Origin of the sequence: uncultured Roseovarius sp. (assembly GCF_963972555.1) — a bacterium.
Classification (GTDB): Bacteria; Pseudomonadota; Alphaproteobacteria; order Rhodobacterales; family Rhodobacteraceae; genus Roseovarius; species Roseovarius mucosus.
This window is the reverse complement of record NZ_CAXAUM010000006.1, coordinates 33,532-57,397: the sequence shown is the minus strand read 5'-3', so window position 1 is coordinate 57,397 and position 23,866 is coordinate 33,532. Positions and strand designations below refer to the sequence as shown.

Genomic DNA, 23,866 nt, shown 5'->3' with positions numbered 1-23,866 from the left:
TCCAGAGCGCATTCACGCCCAGCCATCATTCGCGATCAGGGCCTTGATGCGCTCCTGATCGTAGTCTGCGTCGAGCCGGGCCGCCTCGGATTGGGCGACGGCGTCGGGTTCGCCTTCGATGGAATAGGGATCGGCCTTGCGCCATTCGGCAAGATAGGCATCGGTGCCCGCTGCGCCGCATTTCATCGCCGCGCGGTCGATGGCCTGCTCGAACCGTTCGGGCAGCTGAACCTTGCTGCCGCGACGCCCCTTGCCGACGATGACCTGAGCGGGGATGTCCCGCCAGTAGACGATGGTGACGTCAACCATGGCTGATTCCTTTTTCCTTCGTGGTCACTACCTAATGCAGGAGCGACGTGGCACAGGGTCGGATTTCGACAGAACGGGCGCGTCATGCGACCTGCGCACCCTAGCCGCGGGCCGGGACAGGGGCCATGGGCACAATTGCGAAAAATACTCATCATCATCATGACCCCTCGCAACGCTTGCGTGCGCCTGCGCTTCGGACTAGTTTGGGGATAACTTGAAATGGAGGGCGTGTTGCGATGACGCCCAAGCGTCCCGAAAGTGCGGGCGCGGTCCCGAAACCGGTTGAGAGCCCCGCACTGACCCGTCCGGATCGGGGGCCGCTCTATGCGGCGCTTGATCTGGGAACAAACAGTTGCCGCATGCTGATTGCCCAACCCGAGGGCCATCAGTTCAAAGTCGTGGATAGCTTTTCGAAATCAGTGCAGTTGGGCGCAGGGCTGGAAGGCTCTGGCCGTTTGTCGCGGGCGTCGATTTATCGGACGATTCAGGCGCTGCGGGTTTGCAAGCAGAAGTTGAAGCGGCACGGGGTGACGCGGATGCGTCTGGTCGCGACCGAAGCCTGCAGGCGCGCCAGTAATGGGGCCGATTTCATGCTGCGGGTAGAGCGCGAAACCGGGCTCAAGCTGGATATCATCGCACCGCAGGAAGAGGCGCAATTGGCGGTCGTGTCCTGTGCGCCGTTAGTCAGTCAGCGCACCGATCAATTGTTGGTGGTGGATATTGGCGGTGGGTCGACGGAATTGGTCTGGATCGACCTGACGGCGGTTCCGCATGACGAGCGGCGGCGCGCGATCATGCGGATGCATATGGGCTTTCATGCCAGCCCCGTAGGCCTGCCCGCGCCGAAGGTCGTGGACTGGATCAGCGTGCCGCTTGGCGTTGCGACGCTGCGTGATCAATTCCGAGATGTCGAGGATGACGCGGCGCGGTTTGCGTTGATGAGTTGGTTCTTTGAAGAGAACCTCGCCGAATTCGCGCCCTACAAGGACGAGCAATCACGCGAGGGGTTTCAGATCGTGGGCACGTCCGGCACGGTGACCACCGTGGCGGCCAGCCATTTGGGCCTCAAGCGGTATGATCGCAACAAGGTGGACGGGCTGACCATGACGAGCGACGAGATTGACCGTGTGATCCGGTCCTATCTGGCGCTTGGGCCGGCGGGGCGGCGGCGTGATCCGCGCATCGGGCAGGACCGGCAGGCGCTGATCATGTCGGGGGCCGCGATCTTGCAAGCGTTGCTCCGGTGTTGGCCCACGGATCGGCTGAGCGTGGCGGATCGCGGCCTGCGCGAAGGTATGCTCTATGCACAGATGGCGGCGGATGGCGTATTGACGGAAAAGGACGGATAAATGGTGGATGACGGATCGGCGCAATCGCAAAACATCTGGCCTTTGCCGAAGTTTTATTTTCGGGTGACATGGGATACTTCGGAGCTGAATTTTCAAGAGGTTTCGGGGCTGGATGCGGACTCCCAACCGATTGAATATCGCGCGGGCAATTCGCCTGTGTTTTCGCGGGTGAAAATGCCGGGAATGCTGAAATCGGGCAATATCACCATGAAAAAGGGGGTATTTTCCAAGGATAACGGACTGTTTGAGTGGTTCACCGAGATCGAGATGAACAGGATCACGCTCAAAGAGCTGACGATTTCCTTGATGGACGAAAGCGGCGCGCCGACGATGATCTGGAGGGTCAAGAACGCCTTTCCGGTGAAGGTCAGGGGCACCGACCTGAAGGCTGAGGGCAATGAGGTGGCGATTGAGTCCATTGAGTTTGCCCATGAAGGACTGACAATTGAAAACGTGTGAGACGGAATAGATGGCCAAGACACCGGATGGCAAAAACACCTCGGGGCGCGGACAACGCGACCTGACGGTCAAGGTCAAGACGGCGCGCGGGCGCACGTCTTCCTCGACGCGTTGGTTGCAGCGGCAGTTGAACGATCCCTATGTCAAGCGCGCACAGATCGAAGGCTACCGGGGCCGGGCGGCGTTCAAGATCATGGAATTGGATGACAAGTTCCGGTTTCTGGTGCCCGGCGCGTGGGTGCTCGATCTGGGCTGTGCGCCCGGAGGCTGGTGTCAGGTGGCGGTGCCGCGTGTCAATGCCTTGGGCGAGAAGCAGGGCAAGGCGATTGGGCGCATCGTGGGGGTCGATCTGCAAGAGGTGGAGCCGATCATGGGCTGCGAGATTCATCAGCTGGATTTCATGTCCGACGATGCCGATCAGCAGGTCAAGGCCTGGCTGGGTGGCAAGGCGGATGTGGTGATGTCGGATATGGCGGCCTCAAGCTCTGGTCACAAGCAGACGGACCATTTGCGGATCATCGCGCTCTGCGAAGCGGCGGCCTATCTGGCGTTTGACGTGCTGGAAGTGGGCGGCACCTTCGTGTCCAAGGTGCTGGCGGGCGGGGCCGAGGGCGAGTTGCAAAAGCTCTTGAAGCAACGGTTCGAGAAGGTGGCCAACGTCAAGCCGCCTGCGTCGCGCGCCGACAGCTCGGAGAAATTCGTGGTGGCCACTGGCTTTCGCGGCTGACGCCTCAGCGGGGTGCGCGCTCATCCGGGGCGATGGAGCGGGCGGCGGCGGCGGCAAAGAGATGCAGGTCGGCGGGATCGGTTTCGGCGAGGTCCGCAACCCTGCGCGAGACGTGGTGCGCCATGCTGCGCTGCCGGATCAATTCGAACAAGAGTGCGTGGCGCGCGCGGTCGAGTTTGGGGCGGGGCCGCGGATCGGACTGGGACATGAATTACCTCGTGAGAACGCTCGAACACGTGAATGCAAATGTCTTGCCAAAGGATTGCGGCGATTTTAGCGCCATATCGGTGCGGCGGTAAGGCGTTTTGCGCAAGTGATCACGCGTGGCGCGGGCAGGCGGCGAGGCGTCGGCAAGCGATTTGCGTCTGGGCGCGAGTTGCGGGATAGTCGGCGCAAACAGGGCCGAGTCAGGCAGAGGTCTGGCCGGTGCAGCAACAGGAAAGGATGGCCGGAATGCGATATGAGGCACCTCAGGATGTCGAGGCCGCAGTGCGGATCCTCGCGGCGGAGCAGGGGGCGTATGTGCTGGCGGGGGGCACCGACCTCTTGGTCAAACTGCGCTCTGAGATGGTCGAGCCGGAGGTGGTGGTCGACATCAAGCGCATCGCAGGCATGAAAGCGATCACCGCCGAGGATGGTGGCTGGCGGATCGGGGCTGCGGTTTCCGGCGCCGAGATGGGCGAGCATGCGGGGCTGGTCGCGGATTGGCCCGGTGTGGTTGAGGCGGCGGGTCTCATTGGCTCGACGCAGGTGCAGGGGCGGGCGACCTTGGCGGGCAATCTCTGCAACGCCTCGCCTGCGGCGGATTCGGTGCCGGCGATGGTGGCGGCGGGGGCCGTGGCGCGCGTGGTTGGCCCCCAGGGCACGCGCGACGTGGCAGTGATTGATATTCCCAAGGGGCCGGGCAAGACGACGCTGGCGGCGGGCGAGTTCATTGCCTCGGTATTTTTGCCGGCGCGGGGCGCGCGGTCGGGCGATGCCTATCTGCGGTTCATCCCGCGCACCGAGATGGATATTGCGGTGGTGGGGTGCGGGATTTCACTGAGCCTGGATGCGGAGGGCCGGGTGACGGCGGCGCGTGTGGCGCTTGGCGCGGTCGGGCCCAAGGTCATTCTGGTCGAGGCGGCGGCGGCGGCGATCAAGCGCCGGGTTCTGGACGAGGCCACATTGAGCGATCTGGCCGAAGCCTGTTCGGCGGCGGCGACGCCAATCGAGGACAAGCGCGGCACGGTCGATTTCCGCCGCCATGTGGCGGGCGTTTTGGCCCGTCGCGCGGCGGTGATCGCAGAGGCGCGGGCGAAAGGAGAAAAAGCATGAGCCGGATTCATGTGACGACCAAGATCAACGGCGACGAGACAGAGTTTCTCTGCGATGCCGAGGCGACGCTGCTGGATGTGCTGCGCGACGAACTGGGCTTGACGGGCACCAAGGAGGGCTGCGGCACCGGCGATTGCGGGGCGTGTTCGGTGACGGTCGATGGGCGGCTGGTCTGCTCTTGTCTGATGCTGGGAGCCGAGGCCGAGGGTCGTGAGATTGCCACGATCGAGGGCATGGCGGCGGGCGAGGTGCTGCATCCGCTCCAGCAGAAGTTTATCGAGATGGCGGCGCTGCAATGTGGCATTTGCACGCCGGGCATCCTTGTGGCGGCAAAATCGCTGCTCGAGCGCAACCCGGACCCGTCCGAGGAAGAAGTGCGCTATTGGCTGGCGGGTAATCTCTGCCGCTGCACCGGCTATGACAAGATCATCCGCGCTGTGATGGAAACGGCGGCGGACATGCGGAGGGCGTCGTGATGGCACTGGATGACACCAAGAAAATCAAGGATTTCAAGGTTGTGGGCACCCGGCCTAACCGCCCTGACGGCATCGACAAGGTGACGGGGCGCGCGCGTTTCGGGGCCGACATGGTGGCGCCGGGGATGCTCACGGGCCGTATCCTGCGCAGCCCCCATGCCCATGCGCGCATCCTGCGGATCGACACGAGCAAGGCCGAGGCATTGCCGGGGGTCAAGGCCGTGGTCACGCGCGCCGATTTCGACGATGTGCCGGATCACGTGGCCGATGTGATCGACAATTGCATGGCGGGCGACAAGGCGCTCTACGACGGGCATGCGGTGGCGGCGATTGCCGCCACTTCGGCGGCAGTGGCGCGCAAGGCGCTGAAGCTCATCGAGGTGGAATATGAGGTTCTGCCGCATGTGACGGATGTGGACGCGGCCATGCGGCCCGGCGCGCCGGTGCTGCATGAGGGTGCACAGCAGGAAACGGTGCCCGAAGGGTATTCCGGCAACGTGATCTCGCGCGTCGAGTTCGGGCACGGCGATATTGAGGCGGGATTGGCCAAGGCCGACCGCGTGGTCGAGCGGACCTATCGCACCGGGGCCACGCATCAGGGCTATATCGAGCCGCATGCCTGTCTTGCGACGATGAGCGCCGATGGTCAGGGCGATCTCTGGGTTTGCACCCAAGGGCACTACATGGTGCGCAACGTCTGTGCGGCGATCCTCGGACTGGAGCAGGGGCAATTGCGGGTCACGGCCAGCGAAATCGGCGGTGGCTTTGGTGGCAAGACAGTGGTTTTCCTTGAGCCGGTCGCGTTGATGCTGGCCAAGAAATCGGGCCGCCCGGTCAAGATGGTGATGAGCCGGTCCGAAGTGCTGCGCGCCACGGGGCCAACGGCCTCGACCTCGATTGATGTGCGTATCGGGATGAAGAAGGATGGCCGGATCACGGCGGCCTTTGCCGAGTTGCGCTATCAGGGCGGCGCCTATACGGGCTCGCCGGTCGATATGGGCGCGATGTCGGCCTTTGCGCCCTATGATCTGGAGAACGTCAAGACCGTGGGCTGGGACGTGGTGACGAACCGGCCCAAGGCGGCCGCCTATCGCGCCCCCGGCGCGCCGATGGCGGCCTTTGCCGTGGAGAGTGCGATTGACGAATTGGCCAAGGGCTTTGGCCTAGATCCGCTGGCGGTGCGGTTGATGAACGGGGCAAAGGAGGGCACGCGCGCCTCTTATGGACCGACCTATCCGGCGATTGGTCTGATGGCCACGCTCGAGGCGGCGCATACGCATCCGCATTGGACGGCCCCCTTGGGCGAAAACCAGGGGCGCGGTGTGGCCTGTGGGTTCTGGTTCAACTTTGGCGGCGATACCTGCGTCAGCCTCAATGTGACGCCGGACGGGACGGTGACGGTATCCGAGGGCAATCCCGATATCGGCGGCTCGCGCGCGTCGATGACGATGATGGCCGCCGAAGAGCTGGGTATTCCCTATGATCAGGTGCGGACGATTATTGCCGATACCGGATCGCTGGGCCAGAACGAGGTGACGGACGGTAGCCGCGTGACCTTTGCCGTGGGTCTGGCGACGATCGAGGCGGCGCGCGCCGCCAAGCGCGAGATGTGCCGCCGCGCCGCGATGATCTGGGGTATCGACGAAGAGGCGGTGGAATGGGAAGACGGGGCCGCGCGTCCTGCTGGCCCCAATGCCGGGAAATTCCCCCCCATGACCATCAAGGAAATCGCCGCCGTCGCCAGCAACACGGGCGGGCCGATTGCCGGGCACCATGAGGTGACAGCCGAGGGGGCGGGTGTCAGCTTTGGCACGCATATGGTGGATGTCGAGGTGGATCCCGATACCGGCGCCACCAAGATCCTGCGCTACACGGTGTTTCAGGATGCCGGGCGCGCGGTGCATCCGGCCTATGTCGAGGGGCAGTTTCAGGGGGGTGCCGTGCAGGGTATCGGCTGGGCGCTCAACGAGGAATATATCTATGGTGAGGATGGCATCCTGCAAAACGCAGGATTCCTTGATTACCGGATTCCCGTGGCCTCTGACCTGCCGATGATCGACACGGTGATTTTGGAAATCCCCAATCCCGGCCATCCCTACGGGGTGCGCGGTGTGGGCGAAACGCCGATTGTGCCGCCCTTGGCGGCGGTGGCCAATGCGGTATCGGCGGCGGCGGGCGTGCGAATGACGCAGCTTCCGATGTCGCCGCCGCGTGTTCTGGCCGCGATTCAGGCGGCGAAGGGCTGATGGTCAAGGTCGTGCTCTGGGGGTCTCTGGCCGAGAGCGCGGAAGGCCAACGCGAGGTGGCGGTCGAGGCCGCCACCTTGCGCGAATTACTTGACGGGCTGGTTGAGACTTTCCCCGGCCTGCGCGCGGAGTTGGAGCGTGGCGTGTCGGTGTCGATCGACGGGCGCGTCTACAATGACAGTTGGTTCACGCCGATTCAGCCAGATAGCGAAGTTGTGTTGCTCAAGCGGCTTAAGGGTGGCTGAGGCGCGCGCATTCGCCGCTTTTCCTGTGCGGTGGCTTGGCCTATGCCGGTAGCCGAAAACCGGAGAATTTCCCATGATGCCTGCCTCTGTTCCCCTGACCCGTGATCTGGTGCTGATCGGGGGCGGCCATGCGCATGCGCTGGTGCTGCGGATGTGGGGGATGGACCCGCTGCCGGGGGCGCGATTGACGGTGATCGACCCCAATCCGGTGGCGCCCTATACGGGCATGTTGCCGGGATTGGCCGCAGGGCATTACCGGCGTGAAGACCTGGAGATAGATCTGGTGCGACTGGCGCGGTTCGCGGGGGCGCGGCTGATCGTGGGCGCAGTGACGGGGATTGATGCCGGCGCGGGCCGTGTGACGGTCGCGGGGCGGGGCGAGATCGGATTTGACGTGGCCTCGGTCGATGTGGGGATTCATTCGGGGATGCCACGGGTGCCGGGGTTCGCTGAACATGGCGTTGCAGCGAAACCGCTTGGTCCCTTTGCCGGGGCGTGGGAGAGGTATCTCGGTCGGGTGGCGCAGGGGGCTGTGCCACAGGCGGCGGTGATCGGCGGCGGCATTGCCGGGATCGAATTGGCGATGGCGATGGCCTATCGGTTGAAGGCTGTTGCTGGGCAGGCAGAGGTCACGCTGATCGAGCGGGCGGGGGAGATTGCGCCGGGGGCACCAGTCATTCGCCCGCGTCTGATCCGCGCCTGCGCGGCCGCGGGGGTGCGGATTGTGACGGGTGTCGAGGTGGCTGAAGTGACGGCCGCGGGGGTGGTTCTGGGCAATGACACCAAGATTGCGGCGGGGTTTGTCGCAGGCGCAGCAGGCGCGCGGGCGCATGGCTGGTTGGCCGGGACCGGGTTGCCGGTGACGGAGGACGGGTTTTTGCGCGTGGGGGCGGATTTGCGGGTTGAGGGGCAAGAGGCGATATTTGCCGCCGGGGATTGCGCCCATCTGACCCATGCACCGCGCCCCAAGGCCGGGGTCTATGCCGTGCGCGCCGCGCCTGTGCTGCGTGACAACCTGCGCGCGGTGTTGAGCGGGGGCAAGACACGGGTGTTTCATCCGCAGCGCGATTACCTCAAGCTGATTTCGCTGGGCGAAAAGTCGGCCCTGGCCGAGAAGCTGGGCATGGCGTTTGGTGGGCCGCTGCTCTGGCGGTTGAAGGATCGGATCGACCGGAAATTCATGCTGCAATTTGGCGATTTGCCTGCGATGGCGGCGGCGGAGGCACCACGCCTGCGCGCCTTGGGCGGCCTCGGGCAAGAGCCGCTCTGTGGCGGGTGCGGGGCCAAGGTGGCACCGGGGGTGTTGTCGGCGGTCTTGGCGCAAGAACGGCACCCCGCGCGTGCGGATATAATGACCGGGCCGGGGGATGATGCCGCGGTGATCCGGGTGGGCGGTGTGCAGCAGGTGCTGACCACGGATCACTTGCGGGGGTTCACCGAGGATCTGGGCGTTATGGCGCGGATTGCGGCGCTGCATGCCTTGGGCGATGTCTGGGCGATGGGGGCCAAGCCGCAAGCGGCGCTGGTCTCTGTCACCTTGCCGCGCATGGCCGAGGCGTTGCAGGCGCGCACCATGGCCGAGATCATGGTGCAGGCGGGCGACGCCTTGCGCGCGGCGGGGGCCGAGATCGTAGGCGGGCATTCGACCATGGGCGCGGAGGCCAGTATCGGCTTTACGGTGATGGGGATATTGGAGCGCGAGGCGATTTCGGTCGCGGGCGCGCGGGGTGGCGATGCGCTGATCCTGACGCGGCCTATCGGGTCGGGCGTTCTCTTGGCGGCGGAGATGCGCGGGCAGGCCGATGGGCGCGATATTGCGGCCTTGATGGCGGCGTTGCAGGTGCAGCAGGTGGATGTGGCAGAGATACTGGGCGAGGCACACGCGATGACGGATGTCACGGGCTTTGGTCTGGCGGGGCATCTGATGGCCATGTGCCGGGCCTCGGGTGTTGGGGCCGAGGTCGATCTGGCGGCGGTGCCGGTTTACGATGGCGCCGAGGCGCTGGCGGAGGCGGGCGTGCGCTCGACGATCTGGGCGGCGAATGTTGCGGCAGCGCCGGTTGAGGGGGGCACGGGCGCGCGGCTGGCGTTGTTGCACGATCCGCAGACGGCGGGCGGGATGCTGGCGGCTGTTGGGTCCAAGGAGGCGGAAGGCTTGGTGCAGCGGTTGCGTGCGGCGGGGCATGAGGCGGCGGTGATCGGGCGGGTTGTGGCAGGGCCGGTGGGGATCAGGGTGAGCCAAAAGCGCTGAGCCGCGCGGATCGCTGGGCCGGGGACTAGCGAAGCAACGGAAATGGCTGCCACTTTATGCCAGCAAAGTCCGTATGACCCATCAGATTTGCGCTCCCTCTCGAAATCGCTAGGCCGCGGGACGGCCCAGCGATCCGCGCGGCGGCGCGTGCCGCGCCTTGATTCCGCGCGGGGAACTGGGGCCGATGTTTGCAATAATCCAAGCCTACGCGCTGTGGATCAAATCCTGTGCTGCCGCGTCCAATGTGGCCTCTGACAGATCAGGCAACTCCAGAGGCGTCGTTCCTTGGGGGCGGGGTTTGCGGATATAGCGCGGATCGTAATGGGTTTCGATCAACTGCGTCACGAGGGTGGGAAAATCGCCCGATGCGGCAAGGGCGCGCCACTGGTCCACTTGGGCGTGGCCGTGATACTGGACGAGGCGCGAGAGGATCGCGTCGAGCCGGTCAGGATCGGCGATCAGGTCGGCATAATCGGCGCAGACGTTGGACACACGCGCAGCAAGCGGCACTTCGAGCCGGATCACAGGCGCGCTGCGCATGGCGCGGGTGAGCATCGGGGGCAGGGTGATGCGGCCGATGCGACTGCTCTCGGCCTCGATATAGACCGGGCGGGTGGGATCGAGCCGGGCCATTTGCGCCGCCAGAGCGCTTTCAAAGGATTTTTGCGAAGGCTGACCGCCGAGCATGGGGCCAAAGACCGAGCCACGATGGGCGGCGAGCCCCTCAAGGTCGATCACCTGTGCCCCGAGGGCTGCAAGATGGGTCAGAAGATGGGTCTTGCCGGTGCCGGTGCCGCCGTCGATAAGGCGGATGGGGGCGGGAAACGCTTCTTCATAAAGCGCGCGGGCGACGAGGCGGCGGTAGGATTGATAGCCGCCCTGGATGGTGTCGGCCTTCCAGCCGATCTGTTGCAGGATGACGGTGAAGGAGCCCGAACGCTGACCGCCGCGCCAGCAATAGACCAGAGGACGCCAGCCGCCGTGACGATCCGCAAGCGGGCCCTCAAGATGGGCGGCGGCATTGCGCGAGACGAGGGCTGCGCCGATCTTGCGCGCGAGAAAACGGTCCTGTTGCACATAGATCGTGCCCACGCGGGCGCGTTCCTCGTTCGAGAGGACGGGAAGATTGAGCGCGCCGGGGATGTGATCCTCTGCGAATTCGGCGGGGGATCGGACGTCGATCACCTCGTCAAAGGGCAGAGCGGCGAGCGCCGCGAGACTATCGAGGGCAATGGGCATCAGGGAAAAACGGGATAAGGGCAGGGATGAGACATGGCCCTGTGCATGCGCCGACCCGCGGGCAAGATCAAGCCCTGTTGCACCGGCAAAAAAAGGGTGGGCAGCACGGGGCCGCCCACCACAGGTAGGGAAAGTCAGTTCTGGAGGTAAACTTCGAGGCTGTCGTCGAGCGCATCTTTCCATGGCGTGTGGTGCAGGGGGGCCATGGTGCCGGTGATGACAGATTTATAGGAATTGTTGCGGAAGCCCATGATGTCTTTCTTCTTGTGGCCCTTCCATTCCTTGAAGGCTTGGCAGGCCCCTTCGACATCGAAGCTGGGATAGTCGGTCTCGTCGATCAGTTCCTTGACGTAATCGCCCTGATACCAGATCGCGTCATAGTCATCCTGACCGGCATCCTCGCGGGCGACACGGTCGGCAACATCTGCCTCCATCGTGGCGCGGTCGGGAAGGGAGATGCGGCCCATGATGGCGTCGCGCACCCACCATGCCTGGGCGTCGAACATGTTGAAGGTGAACCACTGGTCCTGCATGCCGAGGTAGAAGAGCGCGGGTTCGCGCACAAAGGCCACGCCTTTGTAGAGATCGGCGGTGGCGAGGCGATTGGCGGTCTTGAGGCGCAGATCGTCAGGCAGGAAGGGGAAGTGGTGCTTGTAGCCGGTGCAGAGGATCACGGCATCCACGTCCTTGGTGGTGCCATCCTTGAAGTACGCGGTGTTGCCCTCGACCTTTTGCAGGAGCGGCACCTCTTGCCAGTTGTCCGGCCAATTGAACCCCATGGGCGCGGTGCGGTGGCTGACGGTCACGGACTTGCAGCCGTATTTCCAGCACTGCGAGCCGATGTCTTCGGCGGAATAGCTGGTGCCGACGATGAGGATGTCCTTGTCCTTGAATTCCAGCGCGTCGCGGAAATCATGGGCGTGCAGGACGCGGCCCTTGAAATTCTCGAAGCCGGGGAAATAGGGGACGTTGGGCGTGCTGAAATGGCCCGAACAGACGATGACGTGATCGAATTGCTCCGTATAGGTGTGGTCCTCGGGGAGGTGACATACGGTGACGTTGAACTTGTCGCCGTCTTTCTCGACCCAGCGGACGGCGGTGGAAAAGCGGATGAGATCCCGTACACCAGCCTTTTTCACGCGGCCTTCGATATAGTCGAAGAGCACGGCGCGGGGCGGGTAAGAGGCGATCTGCTTGCCGAAATGTTCCTCGAAGGAATAGTCGGCGAATTCCAGACCTTCCTTGGGGCCGTTCGACCAGAGATAGCGATACATCGAGCCATGGACCGGCTCGCCATATTCATCGAGGCCGGTGCGCCATGTGTAGTTCCACAGGCCACCCCAGTTGTCCTGCTTCTCAAAACAGACGATTTCGGGGATCTCCGCGCCCTTGGCGGCGGCGGATTGAAAAGCCCGCAATTGGGCCAAGCCCGACGGTCCCGCGCCGATGATCGCAATTCGTTTTTTGGTCATGTAGCCCTCCAAGCTGGTATGGACCAATATTCAGGTATTGGTGCCTTTGGTTCATGCCAGATTGGAGTCGGTGTGGCGGGCTTGTCAATAAATATTCTTTCCAAGAATAATATTTTCCCACGAGACGGCTGGTGCTGCGCCGGGAACCTGTTAGGAATTGATCATGTCCAATTCGAGTTTTGCCCAACGTCTGGCCATCAGAAGCGCACTACCACGGTTTTCCGTGGGTATGCGCAAGACGCTGACCATCGGATTTCTTGCCCCGCTGAGTGGCCCGGTCGAATCATGGGGCTTGCCGGGATTGCAGGGGTGTCGGCTGTGGGTGGATTGGCTGAACCGTGCGGGGGGCGTCCTGATGGGGGGGCGGCGATTCCCTGTGCGGCTTGAGGCCTATGATTGCGGGTATGACGGGGCGGATGCGCTGGCGGGGGCGCGGCATCTGGTGCAAGAGCATGACGCGGCGCTGGTGATGATGCTGGGGGGCGATTCGTTCACCGAAGTGCGCGATTACCTGATGGGGCATAAGGTGCTGACCTCATCCTTGCTGACCAGCGACCTGTCGCCGGACACGCCCTATCTCATTGCGCCGGGCGAATCGCTGCCCATCTACACGGTGACGGCGGTGGAATGGATTGCCAAGCACCGGTCCGAGATCAAGACCGTGGCACTTTGTGCGCAGACCGATGCGCTTGGGCTGCCGGCGCTGGCCGCCTATCGCGCGGCCTTCAAGGCGGTGGGCATCGAGATTGTCGCGGAAATCCGGTATGATCCGGGCACCGCCACGGCACCCGAGGTGGTGACCCCGATGCTGGCCGCGGCACCGGATATGCTGTGCTGGTGTACGAGCTATACGCCGATGGTCCATGCGATGACGGAATATGCCTATCATCAGGGCTATGCGGGCCAGATCCTGAGTTGCACGGCGGATTGCTATGAACAATTGATCGCGCTCACCTCGCCCGAGTTCATGGAAGGGTTCCTGTTCCAGTTCCCCGATTTCGACGATCCGGCGCTGGCGGAAAAAGCGTTCTTCTTTAACCAGCCTCAGGCGTTCTACGAGGAATACAACGCACGCTTTCCGGGCAGTTGGACAGCGGTGAGTTGGGAATATGCGGCCATTCTCGACATCTGGCAATCGGCGGTCGAGCGGGCGGGCACGGTCAATTCGGTGTCGGTTCTGGCGGCGATGCGGCAATTGGGCGAGGTCAACCATGCCTTTGGCCCGGCGCAGTGGTGGGGGCAGGATATGTTTGGCCTCGATCATACGCTGATCGGCGATTGGCCGGTCGTGCAGATCCAAGGCGGCAAGGCGCGGATCGTCGATTTCGGGTCGATCCCCGACTGGCTGGCGCAGCATGAGGCGCTGTTGCGGGTGGAAATGGCGGCACTTGGCCAGCTTTGGCACCAGAGGCATGGGCAGGGGGCTGGCAAGGCCTGTCTCGAGGCACGCCTGGTGGTGAGCTAAGGCGGCTCAGCCGTCTTGCCCTCAATCTTCTTGCAGCAGGGTCTTTTGCTCTTCGATCAGGTGCAGCTTGATGTATTCAACGGCCGTTTCGACATCGCGTGAGGATATGGCGTTGAAGAGCGCGTTATAGCGTTTCTGGTAATCCTCGATGCGTTTGGGCGTCAGATGCCGCCGCATCATGGTGGAGCGGTGGGTCTGCAGGCAGGCCTCGATCGCCAGATCGTAACAGGAGGCGAGTAGGGGATTGCCAGTGCCCGCCGCGATCTTGCGATAGAAATCCTCTTCGCAGGCGACGAATTCCGCGGCGTCGGTGCTGATGCCTTCCATCCGGGTGAGGATGTCGTCGAGTTCCATGATGTCGCGCGGGGTCATGTTGATGACCGCAAGGCGGATCATCTCGGGCTCGAGAATACCGCGCACGACGAGATGATCGAGCGGGCTGGTGTTTTCGGCCAAGGCACTGCGGCTGGAAGTGCGGGTGAGTTCGCTCTTGTAGGTGACAAAGCTGCCGGACCCGGCGCGACGGCGGATGATGTTGCGTGCTTCGAGCACGTCGAGCGCGTCTCGCACGGTATTGCGGGCGACACCTAGCTCCGACGACAGGGTGCGCTCGGACGGCAGGCGCGCGCCCTCGGGATATTCTTCGGATTTGATCCGGGCAAAGAGGCTGTCGATCACCACCTGCACGGTGGCCCCGACCGAGTGGCTGGTGACAAGCTGGGCTGTGGTGCTCTGGTTGGCCATCGTAGCGGGGTCCTTGGTGTGGCGCGGGGGCCGTTTACGGTAAATCTAGGCGGAACCGAACACTGGCACAAGCCGCAGCTCAGGGCCAGAGAACCAATTTCGATCCCCTTTCGGACCAGTTTTGCGGACAAAAAGAGGGGTTTTGCGAGGTGCCTCTAAAATGAACTTTTAGAAATTGTATTTAAATTTAGTATCTTGGTCGATTGGTCTGGCTAAATTATAACTCTAAGAAACAAATTTTCTTGTGAGTTTCAAATCGCTTTGCTAGCCTTTGCTCGTGGGCCGAAACCAATTTCGGAAACTGGTATAGTCTCTGGGGTTGTCAATGAACCAAAACAGGTCGTCCTTGGCTCCGATCTGCTGCGCGAGATCGCGCGGTGCCAACAGTTGGAGGAATGCATGCTTTCCAAATATATCTCTAAGGGGTTCACACGTCGGACCTTTCTGAAAACCTCCGCGGCGGCGACTGCCGCGCTTGGCCTGCCGAAAGTGGCGCTGGCGGCGGGTGAACCGATCAAGATCGGATTTCTGGCCCCTCTGACGGGCGCCGTGGCGGCCTGGGGTAAACCCGGTCTCGATGGCTGTATGATCTGGGCCGAGCGGGTCAATGCCGCAGGCGGCATCATGCTGGCGGATGGGGCGCATCCGGTCGAATTCGTGGCCTATGACGAGGAATACGATCCCGCCAAGGCGCGCACCGGGGCCACCAAGCTGATCCGCGAGGATGGCGTGAGCTTTATCATGATGCTGGGCGGCGATCCCTGGCCGGGTGTGCAGCCGGTGGCGGAACGCACGGGGATGCTCTTTTCCACGCTGCTGCCCTCGGATCTCTCGCCCGATACCAAGACGCTGTTGGCCCCGGCCGAGGTGCACCCCATCTATAACGTGACCGGGGTCGAGTGGCTGGCGCAGAACAAGCCGGAGCTGAAAACCGCCGTGATGTGCGCGCAGGACGATGCGCTTGGCCTGCCGTCGGTGGCAACCTATCTGGCGGCCTTCGAGGCGGCGGGGATCGAGATGCTGGACGAGCCGCTGCTCTTTGACCCGGCCACCACGGATTTCGCCCCCGTCGTAACACGGTTGATGGCCAAGAACCCCGACATCATCTGTCTGGACACCTGCTATTCGGATTATGTGCACCCGATTGCCGAGCAGCTCTTTCAGCAGAATTTCAAGGGTCAGATCATCAGCTGCACGGCGGATTTCTATGACCAGATGATCGCCAAGACCTCGAAGGAATTCATGGAAGGGTTCATCTTCCAGTTCCCGGATTTCGACGATCCGGCGCTGAATGCCGAGAACGTCAATTTCCAGGACCCCAACGGGTTCTATGCCGAATACAACACGCGGCATCCCGGTCAGTGGGGCGCGGTGAGCTGGGAATATGCCTCGATCATGGACCTGTGGAAGGTTGCGGCCGAAAAGGCAGGCTCTGCCGACCCCGAAGCGGTGCTGGCGGCAATGAAGGACGGCCCCGGCAACCATGCCTTTGGCGAGGCGGAATGGTGGGGCGAGGAACTCTTTGGTATCGACAACGCGCTGGTGGGCGATTGGCCCGTGGTCGCCATCGAGAACGGCAAGGCCGTGATCAAGGAATTCCGTTCGATCCCCGACTGGTATAGCCGGCATGGCGATCTCTTGATCAAGCATATGCAGGCCTATGGCCAGATGTGGGATCAGCGCGGCTGACCCAGTCTCATGACAGCGCCCGGTTGGCGGGCGCTGTTATCCTGTCTCTCTAAAATTCGAGCATTCCGATGATGGAACTCCTGGCGCAGACCGGCCTGAACGCCGTCTATGCAGCAAGCTATATTTCTTTGGTCGCGGTTGGCCTTGTGCTTATCTTTGGCGTGATGGGCGTGATCAATTTCGCCCATGGCGAATTGTTCATGGCCGGGGCCTATGCGGTGGTCGCCCTCTATGCCGACATGCATCTGCCGTTCTTTGTGGCGGTGCCGATTGGCATGGTCTTTGTGGGCGTTTTGGGCCTGGTGATGGAGCGGGGGCTGTTTCGACCGCTCAAGGGCAATCCACTGGGCGGTTTGGTGGCCTCGATCGGCTTTCTGATGATCTTGCAATCCCTGGCGGTGATGGGATTTGGCGTGCGGATGGAGCATATCCCCCCCGTTACGCAAGAGGTTTGGCGTATCTCTGACAAGGTGGGTCTGCCGGTGGCACGGATCTATGTGATCGTGGCGGCGGTCGTTTTGTTGAGCGCGCTGTGGTATTTCCTCAAGCGGACGCGGTTCGGCTGGGCGCTGCGCGCGTCGGCGCAAGACCCGGAGGCGGCGGCCTTGCAGGGGATTTCGATCACCCAGACGGCGCGGATCGCCATGTTCATCGGTGCCGCATTGGCGGGTGTGGCGGGGGCGCTGACCGCGCCGCTGGTATCGGTCAACCCGCATATGGGCCATTCGGTGATTGTCACGGCCTTTATCGTCATCATCGTGGGCGGGGTCGGATCGCTGGAGGGGGCAATCATCGCCTCGGTGGTCTATGCCTTTGTCCACACCTTCGTCACCACATTCTCGGATGGGGTGTTGGCCGATATTGTGGGTCTGATGCTGATGCTGGTGGTGCTGATCGTCAAGCCCACGGGTCTGTTCGGGAGTGCGGATCGTGCTTAAGCCATTGATGTTCCTATTGGGTGCTGCGGCGCTGATCGCGTTGCCGCATGGGCTGAGTTTCTCGCAACAGGAAATTCTGGTCTTTATGGTGATCAATATCCTGTTGGTCATGTCCTACCGCTTGCTCACGCTGACCGGCGAATGGTCCCTCGGTCATGTGGTGATCATGGGGGTGGGGGCCTATGCCTCGGCTTTGATGACGAAAAACCTCGGCGTGCCGGTGCCGGTCGGGTTGATCCTGGGCGGGGTCACGGCGGCGCTTTTGGCGGTGCTCTTGTCCTTTCCGCTGTTCCGGATGAAGGGGTTTTACTTTCTCATCGGGTCCTTTGCGGCCGGTGAGATCATCCGCCTGATCTGGAAGCGGTTCCGCGAGCCCTTTGGCGGGGTGCGGGGGATTTCGGGGATTGATCCGATGCCGGACTTTTCCATTGGCTTTTACAGTTTCGATTTCTTCGAGCCGGTATCCTACTACTATTTCGCCGGGGCCATCGTCGCCTTTTGTCTCTGGGTGCTGTGGCGGATCGAGAAATCTCCGGTAGGCCTGACCTTTCACGCGGTGCATTGGCAGGACAAGCTGGCACAGGCCTCGGGGGTCAATCTGCGGGCCTATCGGACGCTGGCCTTTGCCATCGCTTCGGGCTTTGCCGGGATCGCAGGGGCGTTGCAGGCGCATTACGTGGGCACGGTGAATCCCAATTCCTTTGACATCGAGGTGATGGTGTTCGTGCTGACATGGGCCATCGTGGGGGGCACGACGACATTCTACGGGCCAATTCTGGGCTGTGTTCTGCTGACTGTGATCAATGAGATCGTGCTGCGCGGGATGGGGTTCGAGCAGGCGCGGCCATTGTTCTACGGGGCCATCATGATCCTGTCTATTCTCTTTCTTCCCAATGGGTTGGAGAGCATTGTTCAGAAGTTTATACCGCGCAAATCCGCCGCAAAATCCGACAGAAAGGCCGAAGCATGACCGATTTTCTCGAAATGCGGAACCTGACCATGCGGTTTGGCGGGCTGATGGCGGTCGATGGGCTGTCCTTCAAGGTGGCGCATGGCAGCATCCATGGGCTGATCGGGCCGAATGGCGCGGGCAAGACCACGACGTTCAACATGATCTCGGGGTTCTATACGCCGACGTCTGGTCAAATCCTGCTCAGGGGCGAGGATATATCCGGCCTTGCCATGCATGAGGTGGCGCGGCGCGGTGTGGTGCGGACATTCCAGCACTCGACACTCTTTGCCGAATTGACGGTGTTGGAAAACGCGCTGGTGGGCACGCATATGCCCTTCCGGCCCAATATCTTTGCCGCGATCATCGGCTGGGACCGTGAGGACCGGCGCGGTGCCGAGGCGCGGGCGCGCGAGGCGCTGGAATTCTTCGGGCTGGATGATCTGGTGGACGAGCGCGCCGGGGATCTGTCGCACGGGCACCAACGCGCGCTCGGGCTGGCAGTGGCCTATGCCAGCCATCCCGATGTGATGCTGCTCGACGAGCCGTTTACCGGCATGAACCCCGAGGAAACCCGGCAGATGATGGAGCTGATGCGCCGCCTCAAGGCGGATGGGATCACCATCCTGCTGGTCGAGCATGACATGCAGGCGATCATGGGTCTTTGTGATACCATCACCTGCATGAGTTTCGGCAAGTTCCTGGCCGAAGGGGGACCGGCGGAAATCCGGCATCACCCGGCGGTGATCGAGGCCTATCTGGGAGGCGCACGCCATGTTGCTTGAGATGCGCAAGATTGCCGTGAACTATGGCAAGATCAACGCGATCCGCGACATTTCCATTGCCGTGCCCGAGGGCAAGATCGTCACGATCATCGGTGGCAATGGCGCGGGCAAGACCACGACGCTGCGCGCGATGTCGGGAATGATTTCGATTTCGGCGGGGGAGATCCTGTTCGAGGGCCAGCGGATTGATCATCTGCCCGCGCATAAGGTGGTGGCCCACGGCATCGCGCATGTGCCCGAGGGGCGGCGCATCTTCAAGGATATGACGGTCGAGGAAAATCTGCGCACCGGCGCGTTCCTGCGGCGTGACAAGCCCGAGATCGAGCGCGATCTGGAGCAGGTCTATGATCGTTTTCCGCGTTTGCGGGAACGACGGGTGCAGCGGGCGCAGACCATGTCGGGCGGCGAGCAACAGATGCTGGCGATTGGCCGCGCGCTGATGTCCAAGCCGCGCCTCCTGCTTATGGACGAGCCTTCAATGGGGCTCGCGCCAGTGATCGTCGAGGAAATCGCGCGGATCATCGAGGAGATCAACGCGCAGGGCCTGTCGGTGGTGCTGGTGGAGCAGAATGCCGAACTGGCGCTGGAACTGGCGCATCACGCCTATGTCCTGGAAACCGGAAACACCGCAATGGAGGGGCCTGCCCATGAGCTACGTGGAAATGAACATGTTCGCGCCGCGTATCTGGGGCTTTGATCGCGGCGACACCGAAATGCGGGTGGCGCGCGAGGCCGGGTGGTCGCGGGCCGATCTGGTCTGGGAACGTCTGACCGAGGCGGGCTGTGCGGCCTATGTGGCGGGCGACCGGGCAGGGGCCGCGCGGATGCTGCGGCGCGCGGGATGGGTGGCACGGCTGTTTTTCGGCGCGCAGGATATGCGGCGGGCCACCAGCCTTGCCAATCTTGCGGTTCAGGCGCGTGACGCCGGGCAGGGCGCGCGGGCGGAGGCCTTGCAAAAGCAGGCGCTGAACCTCTGGCGGCGCGCCCCCGAGATGGTGGGCGGGATCGTGTTCAAGCCGCGCAGCCGCTCGTCGCTGTTTCATCTGCGGATGGAGGCGCTGCACCGCGACACGTTTCACGACAACATGCGCAAACGCTATCGCGCCATTGCCGCCGAGAGCGATCAGGCGCTGCGGCGATTGCTGGTCGGGGCGCGGCCCGAGCGGCCGATCTGTGCGCGCTGGCGGGGGGAAAAGCCGCCCGTGTTCGATGACGGGCGCAAGTTTCTGGCCGCAGCGCTCCTGATCGCCGAGGGCTGAGATTTTTCGAGTATTTGAAGAACGATGAAAGGCGGGGCTTCGGCGAGGTCCCGGATCAAGTCCGGGACGGGACGCGCCCTAGTGCCCGCCGCCCAAAATGCCGATGGCGGTAAAGACGCCCAGCACCGCCAGCCATTGCGTGCCGCGCAGGCGTTCACGAAGGAAAATCGCGGCAAAGAGCACGGTAATGACGCCAAAGGTCGAGGCCCCGATGGCGGCGAATTCGGGGCGCGCGGTCTGGCCGGCGCCGATCACGCAGCCGATGGCCAGCGCGTCCAGCGTGCCCATCAACAGCAGAAGCGGCGCGTGACGGCGGCTGAGCGAAAGGGGCGCGCGCAGGGCCAGAGCAAAGCCTACCACCACCGCCAGAGCGGCAGCGCGCGTGGGAGCCAGGAGCAGCAATTCGCCGCCCGTCGCCGTGGCCTGATGCCCGATAGCGAAGGTGAGCGCAAAGCCCGCAGCGGCGAGCAGCGACCAGCCGATGGCGGGCAGGGGGCTGGCCGGGGCCTCGGCGGTATCATGGCCTGCATCGCTCTGGGCGATATAGGCCACGCCGCAGATGATGTGACCGACCATGATCCATTCGAGCGCCGTGGTGGGCGCGCCATTGAGGCTGGCCCAGCCGACCGAGAGAATCGGATAGGCCCCGATCACCGGAGCCACGAGCCGCACCGGGCCGATGGAAAAGGCGCGGTAGAGCGCCGTGCCGCCGATACCGAAGAAAACGCCCGCGAGCAGGGCGAGGCCGATGTCGCCGCCTTGGGGCGCGTGAAGCCCCGCATAGGCGCTGATCGGGGTCACGATCATGAGGCCAAAGGCCAGAACCCACACCAAAGGCGCAAAAATCCCGTTATTCTGGCTGACATAGCGGACGCAGACATCATGGGTGCCCCAGGCGAGTGCCGCGACAAGGCCAAGGATGAGAGCGGTCATGCGGGGTTTTCTCCAGTGGTCTGTGCCGAGAATTCCGGGCTTGGTTCGGGTTTGATGTTGCTGGCGAGGCAGGGTTGCGATATTCTTATTGTTAAATAAATATTCCGCTTATGCAAATATCTTGCAGGGAAAGAGGAGGTCCGCAGTGTTGGAGATGCGCTATCCCGAGGTCAAGGCCGGGCCGCCCCGGCCCAGTGTGATTGTCGAGCCGCGGGTGTTTTCCCTGCCGCCCGGAACCGAACGCTATGTGGTCGAAGGCGCGGGCGCAATCCTCATTCGCGTCGAGGCGGGAGATCGCTTGCGGGTGGTGAATACCGAAGGCGGGCAGCGCTGCGAGATCGTGACGGCGCGACCGGACGGGGCGATTGATCCGGGCATTCTGGGTGAAGCGGGCACGGGCGAGGCGACGGGGCTCAGGGCGCTCTTGGCGGGGTCAGAGACCTCGTTGCGCGGATTGCGCATGGGGCTGGAGGCGCGGGGGATCGATCTGGCGCGGGCGCGGTCGGTGGATGTTTTCGATTCGGGCAGCCCGGCGGGGGACGAGGCGGAATTCACCGTGCAGCGCGACGGGGTGGCGGTGGTTGCCGCGCCGGGGGGCATCATGGATTTCACGGCGCAGGATACCGCGACGCCGCTCACGGTCTGGGTCACGCGTGCCACGCTCAAATCCGCCGCGCGGTTCGAATTGCCCGATCCGCTGGCCGATCCGGTGACGGATTTGCGCGTCCATTCGGCGACGGCCGAGTCCTATTTCGTCAAGGCGGGGGATTATATCCAGATCCTCGACGTGGATGGGCGGCAATGCACGGATTTCCAGTGTTTCGCCGCGCGCAAGCTGGACAAGGGGATCGAGCATGCGCTGGATGTGACCACGACGCGCACGCTGATGGGCCATGCCTATCCGATGCCCGGTCTGCATGCGAAATACTATGATCAGGACATGCTGCCGCTGGTCGAGGTGGTGCAGGATACGGTCGGGCGGCACGATGCCTTTGCGCTGGCCTGTGCCGCGAAATATTACGACGACATCGGCTATCCGGGGCATGTGAACTGTTCCGACAATTTCAACGCCGCCCTTGCCCCGCATGGGGTGACGGCGCGCGCGGGCTGGATGGCGATCAATTTCTTCTTCAACACCGGCATAGATGCGCATGGGGTGATGTATACAGACGAGCCCTGGACGCGACCGGGGGACTATGTGCTCTTGCGGGCGCTGACGGATCTGGTCTGTGTGAGTTCGGCCTGCCCGGATGACACCACCGCCGCAAATGGCTGGAACCCCACGGATATTCACGTTCGCACCTATAGCGGCAAGGAAACCTTTCAAAGATCGGTGGCCTATCGGCCCACCCCCGACGCGGAGCCAAAGATGACCAAACAGACAGGATTTCACCCGTGTTTCGCGCGGTTTACCGAGAATTTCATCGAGTATAACGGTTTCTGGCTGGCCAGTGCCATGTCAAGCGCGGGGCCGATTGTGGAGTATCACGCCTGCCGTAAGAAATCCGTGGTGCTGGACCTGAGTGCGCTGCGCAAGTTCGAGATCACAGGGCCGGATAGCGAGGCGCTCTGCCAGTATGTCTTTACCCGCGACATCAAGAAACTGCCGGTGGGCGGCGTGGTCTATACCGCGATGTGCTATCCGCATGGCGGCATGATCGACGACGGCACGGTGTTCCGCCTGGGGCAGGACAATTTCCGCTGGATCGGCGGGAGTGATTACGGCGGCGAATGGCTGCGCGAGAAGGCCGAGGAACTGGGGCTCAAGGTGCTGGTGCGGTCCTCGACCGATATGCAGCACAATATCGCCGTGCAGGGACCGGAGAGCCGCGATCTGCTGAAAAAGGTGATCTGGACCGCGCCGCATCAGCCCAAGTTTGAAGAGCTGGGCTGGTTCCGGTTCACGCCCGCGCGCATCGGCGATCACGACGGAATTCCGGTGGTGGTGTCGCGCACCGGCTACACCGGCGAGTTGGGTTATGAGATTTTCTGTCACCCCAAGCACGCGGTCGAGGTGTTCGATGCGGTCTGGGCGGCGGGCAAGGATCACGGGCTGACGCCCATGGGCCTTGAGGCGCTGGATATGGTGCGGATCGAGGCGGGGCTGATCTTTGCGGGCTATGATTTCAGCGATCAAACCGATCCGTTCGAGGCCGGGATTGGCTTTACCGTGCCCTTGAAGTCGAAGCCGGATGATTTTATCGGGCGAGAGGCGCTCATCCGGCGCAAGGAGCATCCGGCGCGGGTGTTGGTGGGCCTCGACATCGACAGCAACGTGGCCGTTGGCCATGGCGACTGTGTCCATATCGGGCGCGCGCAGATTGGTGAGGTGACATCCTCGATGCGCTCGCCGCTCTTGGGCAAGAATATCGCGCTGGCACGGGTTGATGTGGCGCATCATGCGGTGGGCACCGCCGTTGAGATCGGCAAGCTCGACGGGCAGCAAAAGCGCCTGCCCGCGACGATCGTGCCCTTTGCCCATTACGATCCGCAAAAGACCAAGCCGCGCTCTTGACTTGCGTCAAGGCGAGGGCTGTGTCCGGCTGAGAAACTGGCAGGTATGAGCACGGCACTCGAAGATATGGGCGGCGAAGAGCGGCTGCGGGACCTGGTTCGGACGTTCTACGACCGGATGGAAGGGGACCCCGCCGTCTATCCGCTGCACCGGCTGCATTTTCGCGGTCATGGGCTGGAGCATACGCGCCAGACGCAGTTTGAATTCCTGTCCGGGTTTCTGGGCGGGCGCGCCTATTATCGCGAGCGGTTCGGGCATATGGACCTGCGCGAGATCCATGCGCATGTGCCCATCCGCCAGGCGGATGTGACCATGTGGCTCGAGACCTTCGACGCGGCCCTGCGCGATGAGGGGATGGAGGGGCCGGTGGTGGAGCGGTTTCGCGCGGTGCTGAACCGGGCAGCGCATATGCTGATCAACGAGGTGCCGGATTGGCGCGTCGAGGCGGACCGGACGGGGCAGGGGTGCCCGGTGTCGGAGGGGTGAGAGCCGACGTTGG

Annotated in this window: 23 protein-coding genes; 17 read left to right on the top strand and 6 right to left on the bottom strand. The window is 63.1% G+C overall.

Annotated elements, in window-relative coordinates; translation table 11 throughout:
• Nucleotides 1-12 precede the first annotated feature (12 nt).
• On the bottom strand, nucleotides 13-309 hold the full coding sequence (locus AACZ65_RS07735; RefSeq protein WP_037274794.1) for a virulence factor: 297 nt from the start codon (nucleotides 307-309) through the stop codon (nucleotides 13-15).
• Nucleotides 310-545: 236 nt separating this feature from the next.
• On the opposite strand from AACZ65_RS07735, the gene AACZ65_RS07730 reads away from it, so the two are divergent.
• From AACZ65_RS07730 to AACZ65_RS07720, 3 genes are read left to right on the top strand one after another with little or no spacing between them, the layout of a single operon-like run.
• Complete coding sequence (locus AACZ65_RS07730) at nucleotides 546-1,658, top strand: Ppx/GppA phosphatase family protein (protein ID WP_339669585.1); 1,113 nt, start codon at nucleotides 546-548, stop codon at nucleotides 1,656-1,658.
• Entirely contained in the window at nucleotides 1,659-2,117 is a 459-nt protein-coding gene (locus AACZ65_RS07725; RefSeq protein ID WP_339669583.1) for a phage tail protein, read from the top strand. It begins immediately after the preceding gene.
• Nucleotides 2,118-2,127: 10 nt separating this feature from the next.
• Nucleotides 2,128-2,844, top strand: coding sequence for an RlmE family RNA methyltransferase (locus AACZ65_RS07720; RefSeq protein ID WP_339669581.1), 717 nt, complete (start codon nucleotides 2,128-2,130; stop codon nucleotides 2,842-2,844).
• Between the two features lie 4 nt (nucleotides 2,845-2,848).
• Here AACZ65_RS07720 and AACZ65_RS07715 read toward each other — a convergent pair whose 3' ends face one another.
• Nucleotides 2,849-3,052 carry a hypothetical protein gene (locus tag AACZ65_RS07715; protein WP_339669579.1) on the bottom strand — a complete coding sequence of 68 codons (204 nt, stop codon included), beginning with the start codon at nucleotides 3,050-3,052 and terminating at the stop codon, nucleotides 2,849-2,851.
• A 245-nt stretch (nucleotides 3,053-3,297) separates the two neighbouring features.
• Here AACZ65_RS07715 and AACZ65_RS07710 point away from each other — a divergent pair, with 245 nt between their 5' ends.
• The 5 genes from AACZ65_RS07710 (at nucleotide 3,298) to selD (ending at nucleotide 9,379) form a co-directional block, all read left to right on the top strand.
• The gene (locus tag AACZ65_RS07710; protein WP_339669577.1) at nucleotides 3,298-4,161 is read left to right on the top strand and encodes a xanthine dehydrogenase family protein subunit M; all 864 of its coding nucleotides are present in this window, start codon (nucleotides 3,298-3,300) and stop codon (nucleotides 4,159-4,161) included.
• Nucleotides 4,158-4,637 (top strand): (2Fe-2S)-binding protein, encoded by a 480-nt coding sequence (locus AACZ65_RS07705; protein ID WP_037274807.1) that lies wholly within the window; start codon nucleotides 4,158-4,160, stop codon nucleotides 4,635-4,637. Before AACZ65_RS07710 ends, AACZ65_RS07705 begins: the two co-directional genes overlap by 4 nt.
• On the top strand, nucleotides 4,637-6,883 hold the full coding sequence (locus tag AACZ65_RS07700; RefSeq protein WP_339669575.1) for a xanthine dehydrogenase family protein molybdopterin-binding subunit: 2,247 nt from the start codon (nucleotides 4,637-4,639) through the stop codon (nucleotides 6,881-6,883). Before AACZ65_RS07705 ends, AACZ65_RS07700 begins: the two co-directional genes overlap by 1 nt.
• Nucleotides 6,883-7,128, top strand: a complete 246-nt coding sequence (locus AACZ65_RS07695) for a MoaD/ThiS family protein (RefSeq protein WP_339669573.1) — start codon at nucleotides 6,883-6,885, stop codon at nucleotides 7,126-7,128. The genes AACZ65_RS07700 and AACZ65_RS07695 overlap by 1 nt, the downstream gene beginning before the upstream one ends.
• 73 nt (nucleotides 7,129-7,201) lie before the next feature.
• Nucleotides 7,202-9,379 (top strand): selenide, water dikinase SelD, encoded by a 2,178-nt coding sequence (selD, locus tag AACZ65_RS07690; protein ID WP_339669571.1) that lies wholly within the window; start codon nucleotides 7,202-7,204, stop codon nucleotides 9,377-9,379.
• A gap of 204 nt (nucleotides 9,380-9,583) precedes the next feature.
• Here selD and mnmH read toward each other — a convergent pair whose 3' ends face one another.
• Nucleotides 9,584-10,618 (bottom strand): tRNA 2-selenouridine(34) synthase MnmH, encoded by a 1,035-nt coding sequence (gene mnmH, locus AACZ65_RS07685; RefSeq protein ID WP_339669569.1) that lies wholly within the window; start codon nucleotides 10,616-10,618, stop codon nucleotides 9,584-9,586.
• Between the two features lie 134 nt (nucleotides 10,619-10,752).
• Nucleotides 10,753-12,090 (bottom strand): NAD(P)/FAD-dependent oxidoreductase, encoded by a 1,338-nt coding sequence (locus tag AACZ65_RS07680; protein WP_037274818.1) that lies wholly within the window; start codon nucleotides 12,088-12,090, stop codon nucleotides 10,753-10,755.
• A 163-nt stretch (nucleotides 12,091-12,253) separates the two neighbouring features.
• Here AACZ65_RS07680 and AACZ65_RS07675 point away from each other — a divergent pair, with 163 nt between their 5' ends.
• Nucleotides 12,254-13,555, top strand: coding sequence for an ABC transporter substrate-binding protein (locus AACZ65_RS07675; RefSeq protein WP_339669566.1), 1,302 nt, complete (start codon nucleotides 12,254-12,256; stop codon nucleotides 13,553-13,555).
• Between the two features lie 21 nt (nucleotides 13,556-13,576).
• On the opposite strand, the gene AACZ65_RS07670 is transcribed toward AACZ65_RS07675, so the two are convergent.
• Nucleotides 13,577-14,299: an FCD domain-containing protein gene (locus AACZ65_RS07670; protein WP_037274824.1), complete on the bottom strand. Its 723-nt coding sequence runs from the start codon at nucleotides 14,297-14,299 to the stop codon at nucleotides 13,577-13,579.
• A gap of 399 nt (nucleotides 14,300-14,698) precedes the next feature.
• Between AACZ65_RS07670 and AACZ65_RS07665 the strand changes: the two genes are divergently transcribed.
• From AACZ65_RS07665 to AACZ65_RS07640, 6 genes are all read left to right on the top strand, one after another.
• Nucleotides 14,699-15,988, top strand: a complete 1,290-nt coding sequence (locus AACZ65_RS07665) for an ABC transporter substrate-binding protein (protein WP_339669563.1) — start codon at nucleotides 14,699-14,701, stop codon at nucleotides 15,986-15,988.
• 68 nt (nucleotides 15,989-16,056) lie between these two features.
• Entirely contained in the window at nucleotides 16,057-16,926 is an 870-nt protein-coding gene (locus AACZ65_RS07660) for a branched-chain amino acid ABC transporter permease (RefSeq protein WP_037274831.1), read from the top strand.
• Nucleotides 16,919-17,896, top strand: coding sequence for a branched-chain amino acid ABC transporter permease (locus tag AACZ65_RS07655; RefSeq protein WP_339669560.1), 978 nt, complete (start codon nucleotides 16,919-16,921; stop codon nucleotides 17,894-17,896). Before AACZ65_RS07660 ends, AACZ65_RS07655 begins: the two co-directional genes overlap by 8 nt.
• Nucleotides 17,893-18,660 carry an ABC transporter ATP-binding protein gene (locus AACZ65_RS07650; RefSeq protein WP_339669558.1) on the top strand — a complete coding sequence of 256 codons (768 nt, stop codon included), beginning with the start codon at nucleotides 17,893-17,895 and terminating at the stop codon, nucleotides 18,658-18,660. Before AACZ65_RS07655 ends, AACZ65_RS07650 begins: the two co-directional genes overlap by 4 nt.
• Complete coding sequence (locus AACZ65_RS07645) at nucleotides 18,653-19,357, top strand: ABC transporter ATP-binding protein (protein WP_339669894.1); 705 nt, start codon at nucleotides 18,653-18,655, stop codon at nucleotides 19,355-19,357. The genes AACZ65_RS07650 and AACZ65_RS07645 overlap by 8 nt, the downstream gene beginning before the upstream one ends.
• Nucleotides 19,308-19,919 (top strand): tetratricopeptide repeat protein, encoded by a 612-nt coding sequence (locus AACZ65_RS07640; protein ID WP_339669556.1) that lies wholly within the window; start codon nucleotides 19,308-19,310, stop codon nucleotides 19,917-19,919. Before AACZ65_RS07645 ends, AACZ65_RS07640 begins: the two co-directional genes overlap by 50 nt.
• A gap of 78 nt (nucleotides 19,920-19,997) precedes the next feature.
• On the opposite strand, the gene AACZ65_RS07635 is transcribed toward AACZ65_RS07640, so the two are convergent.
• A complete protein-coding gene (locus AACZ65_RS07635; protein ID WP_339669554.1) occupies nucleotides 19,998-20,852 on the bottom strand; it encodes a DMT family transporter in 855 nt (284 codons plus the stop codon).
• Nucleotides 20,853-20,997: 145 nt separating this feature from the next.
• Here AACZ65_RS07635 and tdm point away from each other — a divergent pair, with 145 nt between their 5' ends.
• Both tdm and AACZ65_RS07625 read left to right on the top strand, forming a co-directional pair.
• Nucleotides 20,998-23,367, top strand: coding sequence for a trimethylamine-oxide aldolase Tdm (gene tdm / locus AACZ65_RS07630; protein WP_339669552.1), 2,370 nt, complete (start codon nucleotides 20,998-21,000; stop codon nucleotides 23,365-23,367).
• A gap of 45 nt (nucleotides 23,368-23,412) precedes the next feature.
• Nucleotides 23,413-23,853, top strand: a complete 441-nt coding sequence (locus AACZ65_RS07625) for a cyanoglobin (RefSeq protein WP_339669550.1) — start codon at nucleotides 23,413-23,415, stop codon at nucleotides 23,851-23,853.
• Nucleotides 23,854-23,866 lie beyond the last annotated feature (13 nt).